Origin of the sequence: Sphingobacterium sp. BIGb0165, from assembly GCF_024810095.1 — a bacterium.
GTDB lineage: Bacteria > Bacteroidota > Bacteroidia > Sphingobacteriales > Sphingobacteriaceae > Sphingobacterium > Sphingobacterium detergens.
On record NZ_JANUEB010000002.1, the window covers coordinates 647,148 to 658,992 of the forward strand.

Below are 11,845 nucleotides of genomic sequence, written 5' to 3' on the forward strand. Positions count from 1 at the left end.
TTTTATTTTTGCTTTGCTGCCTCCTTTTCAGCTTGAAATTGTGTCCATTCTGCTTTTCGTTGTGCAACTTGTTCGTCAGTCATATCCGAAAATCCGTAGATCAGATCGGTTAATTTTTGCGAGCTACGATCGTATTCATTGGTCATGACAATGCATTCGGTAGGGCAGACAACGGTACATAGTCCACAATACATACACTTGGCCATGTCAATATTGAACTTGGCTGGATATAACCGTTTGACGCTGCCGTCGGACGTCTTTCCGATCGCTTCTGGTGATTTTATCGCTTCAATTTCAATACAATCTACGGGACATGCTTTAGCACATAGGTCACAGACGATGCAATCATCAATATCCACTTGCAATTGATAGCGAGCGACTTCGGGGATCGGCATTTTTTCGGCAGGATATTGTACTGTAACAATACCCTCCTGACGGTCGAAATAGTTGTCGTTTTTGATATTTAATTCCTGACGCGAACGTCGAGCGCCAAACAAGTGCTTGACAGTCAAAGATAATCCTTTGATTGCCGTACGAAATGCGTGGGAAGCCGTCTTAAATATCATATCTTATGCTATAATTAAAATTCTCCAAATGGCAGAAATAGCCATGCAAATAAAAGCTAAGGGTGTCAATACCTTCCAACATAAGCTCATTAATTGATCGGCACGTAATCGGGGTAAAGTCCACCGAATCCACATTTGTATCCCTACAATAAATAATGACTTGGCCAAGGTCCAAAAGATTCCCCAGGCTAGGCCTGTTGTCCAATCGGCCAACCGTATTGCGCCAATATTAGGGAGTGGTGTATTCCAGCCACCTAGAAACAGGACAACACCCAGCATCGATACCAAAAACATCATGGCATACTCGGCAAGGAAAATAAAGGCAAATTGAATCCCGCCATATTCGGTGTGAAAACCACCAACCAATTCCGATTCCGCTTCCGGAATATCAAAGGGAGCTCGGTTACATTCGGCAAGTGTTGCGATAAAGAATATGATGTAGGTTACAATTAAATGTGGTGCTTGGAAAATATTCCAAGCGAAGAATCCACCTATCTCATTGACCTCCCAAAAGCCTAAAAACTTGATGCTTCCGTTAGTCAGAATGCCTTGACCAATAGCAATTTCATTGAGGTTTAAGGTCTGTGTTAACATCACTACTGTAATCAATGAGAGCCCAACAGGTATTTCATAAGATACCATTTGGGCAATTGCACGCATGGATCCAAGCAGTGAATATTTGTTGTTCGATCCCCAACCAGCCATTAGAATCCCCAATGCATCAATGGAGATAATAGCCATGATAAAGAATAATCCCGTATGTGTATTGGCCGGAATAAAATCTTTGGCCCAAGGAATAACTGCAAATCCAGTAAAGACCGCTACGAAAATAATAATTGGGGCAATTCTAAAGAGAATTTTATCGGCTAAAGAGGGGGTGATTAATTCTTTTTGAAGCAATTTGAGGATATCGGCTATGGTCTGGAGACTGCCATATTTCCCGGTTTCCATCGGTCCGAGACGATCTTGGACAAATCCCGCAATCTTACGTTCGGCATATACTGCAAATAAGGTAAATGCTGCTATAAAGGTGAAAATAGCAATGGGAACCAAGATATGTAGTATTGTATCTAACAAGTCTTATTTATAATGATTTTTAATAAGCGTCCAATGAATACGCAAACTTAACGAAAAACAGGGAATTTCGATAGGGAAAAATTAAAATATACTTAACAAGTAGATTATCGTGACATAATAGAGGTATTCGTATTTAGATTTGAGTATTAAGATTTCGGTTGTGTAAGCCTCTGGCTGATGATGTTTTCATAAATATAATACACTTTTTGTTTATATAACATGTTATCGCATAGTGTTTTTGAATAGACGCTGTAACCTGATCTCCATAAAAAAAGCATCCCTTGGGATGCTTTTTTTATGGAGATCAATCGAATTAACGATTTGAGAACTCAACGTAATTACGTTCGGTATGTCCAACATATACTTGTCTTGGACGGCCGATAGGCTCTTTGTTTTCACGCATTTCTTTCCATTGTGCGATCCATCCTGGAAGACGACCCAAAGCAAATAATACTGTAAACATATCTGCTTTAAATCCTAAGGCACGATAGATGATACCTGAATAGAAATCGACGTTTGGATAAAGTTTTCTATCGATAAAGTATTGATCATTCAACGCTGCTTCTTCTAGTTTCTTAGCAATATCCAATACTGGGTCTTGAACACCTAATTTTTCTAAAATATCGTCACATGCTTTTTTGATAATTTTAGCACGTGGATCGAAGTTTTTGTATACACGGTGACCGAATCCCATTAAACGGAATGGATCATTTTTATCTTTCGCTTTTGCAAGGTATTTTTCTGCATCACCACCATCATTTTTGATAGCTTCCAACATTTCGATTACCGCTTGATTGGCACCACCATGTAAAGGACCCCATAATGCATTGATACCTGAGGCAACAGAAGCATAAAGATTCGCATTGGATGAGCCTACGATACGAACTGTTGATGTCGAACAGTTTTGTTCGTGGTCAGCATGTAAAATAAGCAATTTGTGCATAGCATCGATGACAACAGGATCGAATGTTTTTTCGTCGTTAACTTCGCCGAATAGCATATTCAAGAAGTTGTCAATATAACCCAAATTGTTTTTAGGGTAAACGACTGGATGACCTAAAGATTTCTTTTGAATCCACGAAACGATAGTAGGCATTTTAGCCAAAAGATTGATGATCGTTTGATCTTCTTCTTCGTCAGTTAAGTTTGGATTTAAAGATTCAGGGTAAAATGCAGATAATGCGCCCACTAAACAAGAAAGTTGGCCCATTGGGTGGGATTTGGATGGGAATCCAGCGAAGAAATTCTTCATATCTTCGTGGATCATCATTTGCTTTTTGATGTCAGCTCTGAATTTTTCCAATACCTCTTTTTTCGGAAGTTCTCCGTAGATCAATAAATAAGCAACTTCCAAGAACGTAGACTTCTCTGCCAATTGCTCAATTGGATATCCTCTATATCTCAATATACCTGTTTCACCGTCAAGGAAAGTAATCGCACTTTTTGTTGCACCCGTGTTTTTGTATCCTGGGTCTAACGTAATAAATCCGCTTAGATCTCTTAATTTTGAAATATCAACTGCTTTTTCATTTTCAGTACCGACAATGACCGGAAGGTCATAAGAAGTGCCGTCTAAATTTATAGATGCTTTATCTGACATGTTTATATGTTATCTTATATCTGATTTTGTATGCTAATCTCACAAATTTAACTATTTGATATTTAAAACTGAAAGTTCTTTTGGAATTTAAATGACATCATTGCGTCATTTTGGATAATATTGAATAACTATTTACTCAAATAAGCAAATAGTTTATTCAAATTTAACACTATCTTATTATACCTAAAACGTTAATCTATTTTTCGCTGGGCGACTTTTCCTTTATCCTCATATTTTCCGTTTTTGCCCGAACCAAAAAAAGGCAAGATAACGAAGCAGACCAAAATAATAGATGTAAGGGTAAGGATACCTGTTGTCCATAGGATCTTGCTGAAATTTTCAGCATCCAGGAAATGGATACCCCAGAGCCCTAATAGAAAATAGGTAGCTACAAATAGGATAACCAAGGTGAATAATATACCAAAGATGTATTTCATGATGGGTTATATTTTGTTGAGAATCTGTTTTTTGAGTGTGTCGAATTCGTCCTGTGTGATGATGTTTTCACGTAGCAGTAATTGCAGTTTTTGCAGTTTTTCGACAAAATCACCTTCTTCTTGTATATTGTCTTTGATTTCTTCTTTTTGAAGATCAAATTGCTTCCCCAGCTCCATGCCAACACCCAGTTGTGCGCCAATGCCGGCCAGACCACCTTCATTTTTGGCGGCATCCCGGAGCGCGCGTAATTTTTCCAATTCCACATAACTCAAACCCGCTTGCTGCGCGGCCTGATTTTGTGTTGTCAAATCCGCAATTTCACCAATTCTACGTTGTGTATTAGCGTCAAACTGGGTTCCTAGGATCTTAAAATCTGTAATTTCTAATCCGAGATCTTTAAAATCCTGTTCGACAGCCACTTTTATGTCAATAGACAAAACGGGGAGTTGGCTATCGATTTCATTATAACCCAATTTTTTTTGGGCAATCTGTGCGACAATCTGTTGCGGAATTCGATTATTGATAACATCCTGAATCGCCGCTGTGCTGACTGTGTTTTGATTGGCAACGATGTTTTTATAGAAATGTACGGGTTCTTTAATGATGTAAGAAAAAGTACCATTCAAGCCTATTTCTACCGGAAGGTTATATTGTGGGTCAATGTATTTTATTGGATTTCCTGTCCCCCAAGACTGATTGACAATAGCTGCAGTACGAAAGAAGTAAATATACAGCTTGTGTTCAGACTCAAAATTTTGTCTCAACCTGGCCAAGGTGGTAAAGAAAGGGTGGTTATCCGTTTTTAAATTATAGGTGCCAGCTTCTATGAGTAGGCTTTCGCCTTTCCCCTCATAGACAAGGATACAGCCCTGTCCTGGGGCAAGAATAAGTTTACTGGAATTTTTAATTTCATTTCTTTCGGAAGGAAATTTATACCATAATACACGGGGGTCTTGATTTTTCCACTCAATGACCTCTGATAGTTGGTTGTTAAAAAGATTGAATAGTCCCATAATATTTAATTTAATGAGTCGAATTTGGGATTATACCCTTCGAATTTATTGATTTGTTTTCCGCTATTATCAAAATAGTAATAGTCGCTTGAACCTTTGACAATAAAACCATCTTTGAGCAGGGAGCCATTTCCATAAATGGATTTAAGTTCTGTGCTGATTGTTTTCTGTATAGCACCAGTAGAAATATCCAATAGTTGTATTTGTAAAGGATCATCTTCCGCAGGTGTTGGTTTGTATGCAATCAAAAGTGTTTTGTCATTCTGAGCAAGCACGACAGGCTGAAAATAGAGCCTTCCCGGTGTGAAATCTTTAAAGCTAATCAGACGGGCTCCTTTAAATTGCCAAGGATTGATCAGTACCTTTTTGTAAGGATCGCGGTCGGTAAAAATGCCTGATCCGCCATAATCTTTATCCCAGGAAAAGCGCGGACTATCTTTGGGAAATCCATATTGATATTGGTAACTGTATTGGATTAACTGAATTTTTTCCTCGGGGTAATAGCTGGATTTACTTGAAAAAGTGAACTCAGTTTTTGTTGTCGGATTGGGAAGTTTCTTCCTTCTTTCATCGTAAAGTTGCTTATCCGGTATAGATTTATTGATTAAAGGGTAATAGGCAAGATTTTGTCCTTCATTGTTTATAATTTGATAGGAAGATCCATAATCTTCGTATTTAAATTCAACTTTGGCAATGCCCGTGCTGAGTGACGGTGCATCTTTGACATAATTTTCAAGGACACTTTTGTAGGTTAGGCTATTTCTGTCCAATTGATAGATATACTTGGATTTGACGATGATATAGAGGTTTTGGTCTTCAAAGACCTGTAATTTAACGTCGCTACTCGATAATTCGACGGGAGTATCCATCAACGGCTTTATCCATTCCTTTTTGCCCGTTTTGGGATCAAATAATCCGATATAGACTTTATTGTCTTTGCCTTCGTCAAATCTTGCTTTTGAATTCCGGACATTGCCCACCAAGACAATATGGGGAATATTGTTTTTATCTAAAAATAATTCGTTTGAGGCATAATTCCATTCTAGGGTAATGGCTTCTTCTTTTTTGTCGGCAGTGTTGGAGGAACTATAGGTCGAATAATCCGGTTCAGTTTTTTTGGAAAAAATGGCACTTAAGGTTCCGATTAAAAACATGAGGGCAATAAAGCCTACAACAGCAAATAATACTATACGTATTGGTTTATACTGATCCGGGTTATTGCGCGGATAGTTGTAATTGTGATTGATATTGATATCATCGCTATCTAAGAAAAACTCCGTTCCACAACTGTCACATTTGTAATAGTCGGGGCGTATTGTGCTGACTTTTATGCTGCCACAATGAGGACATTTGATCGCTTTGATGCTTTTGGCCATTTATCTTGTTGTATTTGTTTTGAATTACCGCTGTTTAAAATTTCATTTCTACCAAGATGGAATTTGTGTATTGGAAGAATATGATCCACAGATGAAAGTTATAAATAAAAAATAAGGAATAGCAAATTTTCGGCCAGTCAACTTATATTCGATGGGACTGATTTTAAATACGTCGAGAAATGATACCGATTGTATTGTTACAAAGAATATTTGGCCTATGACCGGCTTAGATCGCTTACATGATAAATAAAAATATATTTTTGGTATTTACGAATTATTCGTAGATTAGTGAAAGAATAGTAAAGAAAGATTAAGACATGGAAAAGTTAACAGCACAAGAAGAGCAGGCGATGCAATCTATCTGGAGCCTAAATGGAGGTTTTATTAAAGAGATCTTAGATAATGTCAAGGGCGAGAAAATGCCTTATACGACACTGGCCTCGACAGTAAAGAATTTGGAGCGTAAGGACTTTGTGAAAGCTGTGCGTTATGCTAATGCAAAACGTTATGAGCCTATGGTCAGTGAGCAGGATTATAAAGCCAAGTTTATGAATTCTTTTGTGGGTGATTATTTCAAGAATTCTTACAAAGAGATGGTTTCTTTTTTCGTGAAAGAGGAAAAGCTGACTGCTGACGAGTTAAAGGAGATCATGGATCTGATCAAAAACAACAAATCTTAGTACGATGGAAAATCTACTGACCTATATCATACAAGTCAATCTGTTGTTGAGCATAATCTACTTGGGTTATGTAGGGCTATTGAAAGGTTTGACATTCTATTCATTAAATAGAGGCTATTTTTTAATAGGCGGATTATTTGCTTTTATTTACCCTTTTTTGGATTTAAAATCATTGTTTGTACAGCGCGGGTTAGACATGGGGTTGGTCGGTGAGCAGATTTCATTTTATATTGAGGATCCGGAGGTTCAAGAAAAGCTTACATTGGCGGGATTGGTGGAGATGGTGTTTATTTTGGGAGCAGTGTTGTTATTGTTGAAGTTCCTATTTCAGTTATTGAGCCTATTGAGGATTCATTTTCATTCCACTGCGGATCAATGGAAAACATATTTTTTTCGGAATGTGTTTATTCCTATTGTTCCATTTTCGTTTTTAAATAAGATTTATGTCAATAAAGGGCAGCATATGGATGCTGAACTGAAAGATATTTTTAAGCATGAGGATATTCATGTGAAAGGCCTTCACAGCTTGGATATTTTATTGTTTGAAATGATATTGGTGTGTTGTTGGTACAATCCTTTCGTCTGGTTCATGCGCAGGGCCATTCGCCAAAATTTGGAGTTTCTGACTGATCAACAGGTACTCAATAAAGGAATTGACAAACAGACGTACCAATATAGCCTGTTGAATGTGTCCAAAAAAGGCACTTCAATAGGGTTGAGCAATCAATTTAATTTTAAACTATTAAAACGTCGCATTATGATGATGAATAGGAAAAGGTCATCCAAGATAGAACTGAGTAAATATGCCTTCCTTTTGCCAGTATTCTTACTGACGGGTGCAGCATTTACCGTAAGCAAAGCGGAGGGTAGCATAGAGGGAGTTGTTGAGAAGGCTAATGAAACTACGCTTCTTAAATTGGACGATCAACAGCGGGATTCCACTTTGTCAGTGAAGATGGTTGGCGAAGCGGGAAAGTTATTGAAAGAAGCTTTTGGATCGAATGAGATTAAGATTGATACCCTTCATAGCGTAAAAGCTAACCAAGCCAGCGATTTTAAAAAAATCAGCAGATCGGATATCGATTTTTCTAAAGATCTAAAGTACTTTATTGACAATAAGCTCGTTTCTAAAGCGGACTTTTTGGCTTATCCTGAAAGAAAACTATCAAAATATTGGTTTTCTAATGATAATGCCCTAATTAAATATAAAACCAAACTAGCGATCGATATCTCTAGAGGCGCAATTTTAGCCAATTCAGTTGAGAAGCAACAAAAACAAGATATCGCGCAGACAAAAATGCGGTATTTTGTCGATGGTGTTCTTCAAAATCCAGGCTTTAATGTAAATGATTTTGACCCAAACTCAATTGCGTCAATGACGGTGTTGGAAGGGCCAGCTGCTGTGAATAAATATGGGGATGCTGGGAAAGATGGCGTGATTGAGCTGAAATTAAAGGAAGGTACGAATATTGGTAAAAAAGTGACTGAACTGAGAGGTAAGACGATTGGGATTAAGTTTAGAAATAATAAGCCAAGCGATGCGGTGTATTTTATTGATGGCAAAAAGGCAGATCAGGAGCTACTAAGCGATCTCAAATCGGACGATATAGAGAATATAACAGTGTTGAAGGGGGCCTCTGCGGTTGAAAAATATGGTCAGGAGGCTGAGTATGGTGTTGTATTAATTACCACAAAAAGTTGGGCAAGGGAAAATCCGGATAAAATCAGCAAAGCTGCTAAGGGACTCAAATCTGAAAATAAAGTAGACGAGACTCTCCCGGTTCTTTATTACAAAAAAAATGATGATAGACAGGAGGCTAAAACCATAACTTTCGAAGGGAAATCCAAAACAGATGGGAGTCAAAGCAAATCGACTACATTTGATGCAAAAGGAATGGCGGACGGGCTGAATTTTGCCCCTGTAGGAGGTAAAAATGGAATTCGAATTCGTGGATCATCGGGAACGCCATTATTTGTTGTGGATGGTCAGATCCACTCGATAGATATAAATGATTTGAAAGCTTCGGATATTGCGTCTGTGGAGGTGCTTAAAAATCAAAGTGCAACAGCTTTGTATGGAGCAGCGGGAGGAAATGGTGTAATTATCATCACCACGAAGAAAGCGGCTCAATTAAAAGAAACAGATGATAAGGCCGAAAGTTTGGAAGGAAAGATTAATAGCGTAATCAAGACTGAGCTTGATGTCGAAAGAAAACGTGCTGAAGCTGCGAAGGGGAAGGGCTAATAAGCGTAATATTTTGGTGTAATAAAATAAAAGGGACCTTAGTCCCTTTTATTTTGTATTCAGATTTGTCATGGTCAGCTCGATGCCGATATTGACAAAACTTTGGATCATTTTGACAGAATGATCGATTAAAGCAGGTAGTTCAGCTTGTTCTTCTTTGTCAAAAGGGCCAAGGACATAGTCAACCTGTCTACCTTTGGGGTAATTATCTCCGATGCCAAAGCGTAGACGCGGGTATACCTTTCCACCACAAAGCTGTTCGATGGATTTAAGCCCATTGTGGCCAGCGCTGCTGCCTTTAGGCTTCATGCGTAGAGAACCAAATGGGATCGCGAGATCATCGACGATCACCAATACGTTTTGAATAGGCACTTTACATTGCTGCATATAATAATTGACCGCTTTGCCACTGAGGTTCATGTAGGTTGTCGGTTTGATGACGGTTACATTGTGGCCTCTCTGTTTAAATTCACTATAGTAGGCTAATTTCAGTAAAGAAAAGCTTGCACCAGCCTGTTTGACCAATTCGTCTGCAACCATAAAGCCAATGTTATGTCGTGTGTCGGCGTATTCACTGCCGATATTGCCCAATCCAACGATAAGATAATTCATGTTGCAAAAATAAAAATTTAATAAACAAAAAAGCACCGAATTTCGGTGCTTTCTGTAGTATAGAAAATCTTGTTCAGATTATTTTTTACCACCTTTAGCTGCTTTCGCTGCTTCTTGTTCAGCTTGACGCAATGCACGAGACATGATAACTGAAACGATTGTATCGTCAGAGTTGTTCAATACTTTTGCATTTTCCAATTGAACTTGAGCCACACGGTATGATTTACCAACTTCTAAAGATTCCATTGGTACTTCAATTTCTTGTGGTAAGTTAGCAGGTACTGCTTTTACGCGTAAATTACGTAATTTTTGAACTAATTTACCCCCCATTTTAACACCTGGAGATGTTCCTGTTAATTTGATAGGAATATTTAATGATACTTCTTTATCATCAAATAATTCTAAAAAGTCAACGTGAGTAACTACATCAGTTAATGGGTGGAATTGTGCGTCTTGAACGATAGCTCTTTTTGTTTGACCGTCAACGTTTAATTCTACGATTACAACGTCAGCAGTGTAAAGAACTGGTTTCAAATCAGCTGCGGATACAGCAAGAGCAGTTTGTTCTTTACCTCCGTAAAGTACTGCTGGTACTAAACCTTGGTAACGTAACTCTTTCGCATCTCTTTTCCCTACGTTCTGTCTTACAGAACCGCTAATAGCAATTGATTTCATCTTTTAATTTTTTATAAATTTTGAGGTGCAAAGATAGTTTAATTTTTGGTATTATCAAAAAAATAGCTGCTGATATTGAGGGACTAAGATCCCTGATGCTATTTTGTAAGTCGCTGACTTGAGGAGGGGCTGTTGAATTGTAACCTTGGTTGTCCTTAGATGCTTGTTTTGAGGGGTCATTGTGTGGGACAAGAATAAAAAACAAACTGTCTAGCCTTCGGCTTACCATACCAGGATCTAAATACTCATATCTCAATACTTAATACTAAAAAGACTCCAGTATTTCAGCCGAAGGCTTACCATACAAGAGTCTAAATACTAATATCTCAATACGCTATACTAAAAAAGACTATTCAACGTCAAATAAATCTGAGATAGATGTATGTTGGTTGACGCTAGTGATTGCTTTTGCGAACAAATCAGCTGTAGACAACACTTTGATTTTTGTTGATTGTTTTGCTTTTTCAGGATCCAATTGAATGGTGTCTGTCACAATCATTTCTGACAATACCGAATTTTCAATTGTTTCATAGGCTTTGCCCGATAACACCGCGTGTGTACAAACTGCTCTTACAGATCTTGCACCATTCTCCATGATCAAAGCAGCGGCTTTCGAAAGTGTACCTGCAGTATCGCAGATATCGTCGATCAATACAACATCTTGACCCGTTACATCCCCAATGATAGACATCGACTCGATTTCATTTGCACGTTTACGACGTTTGTCACAGATGATAACTTCTGCATTGAAGAATTTAGCAAAAGTACGCGCTCTGTACGACCCACCCATGTCAGGTGAAGCAATTGTCAAGTTTGGAAGTTTTAAGGATTTGATGTAAGGAACAAAAATAATGGAGCCATCTAGGTGATCAACAGGGATATCGAAAAATCCTTGGATCTGTGCAGCGTGTAAATCCATCGTCATGATACGGTGAATTCCGGCTGCAGTCAAAAGATTGGCAATCATTTTGGCGCCAATAGCAACTCTTGGTTTGTCTTTTCGATCTTGTCTTGCGAAACCGAAATAAGGGACAACTGCAGTGATGTAGTGCGCTGAGGCTCTCTTTGCAGCATCAGTCATCAACAACAATTCAAAAAGATTGTCGGTAGGTTGGTTGGTAGATTGGATGATAAATACATCGGCTCCACGAACAGATTCATTGTAGAATGGTTGAATCTCACCGTCGCTAAAACGCGATAATGTTTTGTCTCCTAGAGGTTTCCCGTAAGATTGTGCGATTTTTTCGGCTAGTTCTGTAGTGCCAGAACCTGCAAATAATTTAACCGTGTTGAATTGCAAAGGCATGGTTTTGTATATTTATGTTGGGTTATTGTATTGTCGTTTATTCAATATTTTTATTCCCTAATATTTTTTAAAGTTAAACATTAAAAAAAATGGATTGTTTGCACAATCCATATACTCTTAACTTTAAAAGTTGTCCGACCTGGATTCGAACCAAGACAAACAGAACCAAAAACTGTTGTACTACCCTTATACTATCGGACAATGTCTTTCAGAAATCAACGTTTCCGTTTTTTTCTTTTTGACGACGCAAAGATAGA

General features: G+C 38.1%; 11 protein-coding genes. 2 read left to right on the forward strand and 9 right to left on the reverse strand.

From position 1 onward, the window contains the following. Positions 1-2 precede the first annotated feature (2 nt). From M2408_RS06385 to M2408_RS06410, 6 genes are all read right to left on the reverse strand, one after another. Positions 3-566 carry an NADH-quinone oxidoreductase subunit I gene (locus M2408_RS06385; RefSeq protein WP_120260076.1) on the reverse strand — a complete coding sequence of 188 codons (564 nt, stop codon included), beginning with the start codon at positions 564-566 and terminating at the stop codon, positions 3-5. Between the two features lie 3 nt (positions 567-569). Next, entirely contained in the window at positions 570-1,643 is a 1,074-nt protein-coding gene (gene nuoH / locus M2408_RS06390; RefSeq protein ID WP_259180292.1) for an NADH-quinone oxidoreductase subunit NuoH, read from the reverse strand. Between the two features lie 313 nt (positions 1,644-1,956). Further along, on the reverse strand, positions 1,957-3,243 hold the full coding sequence (locus M2408_RS06395) for a citrate synthase (RefSeq protein WP_108635060.1): 1,287 nt from the start codon (positions 3,241-3,243) through the stop codon (positions 1,957-1,959). A 191-nt stretch (positions 3,244-3,434) separates the two neighbouring features. Continuing rightward, positions 3,435-3,680 (reverse strand): hypothetical protein, encoded by a 246-nt coding sequence (locus tag M2408_RS06400; protein WP_104383962.1) that lies wholly within the window; start codon positions 3,678-3,680, stop codon positions 3,435-3,437. Between the two features lie 6 nt (positions 3,681-3,686). Continuing rightward, positions 3,687-4,694: an SPFH domain-containing protein gene (locus M2408_RS06405; protein ID WP_259180293.1), complete on the reverse strand. Its 1,008-nt coding sequence runs from the start codon at positions 4,692-4,694 to the stop codon at positions 3,687-3,689. 5 nt (positions 4,695-4,699) lie between these two features. Then, entirely contained in the window at positions 4,700-6,070 is a 1,371-nt protein-coding gene (locus tag M2408_RS06410; RefSeq protein WP_259180294.1) for a hypothetical protein, read from the reverse strand. Between the two features lie 317 nt (positions 6,071-6,387). Between M2408_RS06410 and M2408_RS06415 the strand changes: the two genes are divergently transcribed. After that, on the forward strand, positions 6,388-6,750 hold the full coding sequence (locus M2408_RS06415; RefSeq protein ID WP_259180295.1) for a BlaI/MecI/CopY family transcriptional regulator: 363 nt from the start codon (positions 6,388-6,390) through the stop codon (positions 6,748-6,750). Between the two features lie 4 nt (positions 6,751-6,754). Continuing rightward, positions 6,755-8,995, forward strand: a complete 2,241-nt coding sequence (locus M2408_RS06420; RefSeq protein ID WP_259180296.1) for a TonB-dependent receptor plug domain-containing protein — start codon at positions 6,755-6,757, stop codon at positions 8,993-8,995. Positions 8,996-9,043: 48 nt separating this feature from the next. On the opposite strand, the gene pth is transcribed toward M2408_RS06420, so the two are convergent. From pth to M2408_RS06435, 3 genes are all read right to left on the reverse strand, one after another. Then, a complete protein-coding gene (gene pth / locus M2408_RS06425; RefSeq protein ID WP_259180297.1) occupies positions 9,044-9,607 on the reverse strand; it encodes an aminoacyl-tRNA hydrolase in 564 nt (187 codons plus the stop codon). Between the two features lie 78 nt (positions 9,608-9,685). Next, complete coding sequence (locus tag M2408_RS06430) at positions 9,686-10,282, reverse strand: 50S ribosomal protein L25 (RefSeq protein ID WP_223582092.1); 597 nt, start codon at positions 10,280-10,282, stop codon at positions 9,686-9,688. Positions 10,283-10,631: 349 nt separating this feature from the next. Further along, a complete protein-coding gene (locus M2408_RS06435) occupies positions 10,632-11,588 on the reverse strand; it encodes a ribose-phosphate pyrophosphokinase (RefSeq protein WP_104383969.1) in 957 nt (318 codons plus the stop codon). Positions 11,589-11,845 lie beyond the last annotated feature (257 nt).

What these genes read in the sequence shown, in the direction of transcription:
- M2408_RS06385 (WP_120260076.1), bottom strand. Translation starts at nt 566, where the DNA reads ATGATATTTAAGACGGCTTCCCACGCATTTCGTACGGCAATCAAAGGA.
- M2408_RS06395 (WP_108635060.1), bottom strand. Translation starts at nt 3,243, where the DNA reads ATGTCAGATAAAGCATCTATAAATTTAGACGGCACTTCTTATGACCTT.
- M2408_RS06400 (WP_104383962.1), bottom strand. Translation starts at nt 3,680, where the DNA reads ATGAAATACATCTTTGGTATATTATTCACCTTGGTTATCCTATTTGTA.
- M2408_RS06405 (WP_259180293.1), bottom strand. Translation starts at nt 4,694, where the DNA reads ATGGGACTATTCAATCTTTTTAACAACCAACTATCAGAGGTCATTGAG.
- M2408_RS06410 (WP_259180294.1), bottom strand. Translation starts at nt 6,070, where the DNA reads ATGGCCAAAAGCATCAAAGCGATCAAATGTCCTCATTGTGGCAGCATA.
- M2408_RS06415 (WP_259180295.1), top strand. Translation starts at nt 6,388, where the DNA reads ATGGAAAAGTTAACAGCACAAGAAGAGCAGGCGATGCAATCTATCTGG.
- M2408_RS06420 (WP_259180296.1), top strand. Translation starts at nt 6,755, where the DNA reads ATGGAAAATCTACTGACCTATATCATACAAGTCAATCTGTTGTTGAGC.
- pth (WP_259180297.1), bottom strand. Translation starts at nt 9,607, where the DNA reads ATGAATTATCTTATCGTTGGATTGGGCAATATCGGCAGTGAATACGCC.
- M2408_RS06430 (WP_223582092.1), bottom strand. Translation starts at nt 10,282, where the DNA reads ATGAAATCAATTGCTATTAGCGGTTCTGTAAGACAGAACGTAGGGAAA.
- M2408_RS06435 (WP_104383969.1), bottom strand. Translation starts at nt 11,588, where the DNA reads ATGCCTTTGCAATTCAACACGGTTAAATTATTTGCAGGTTCTGGCACT.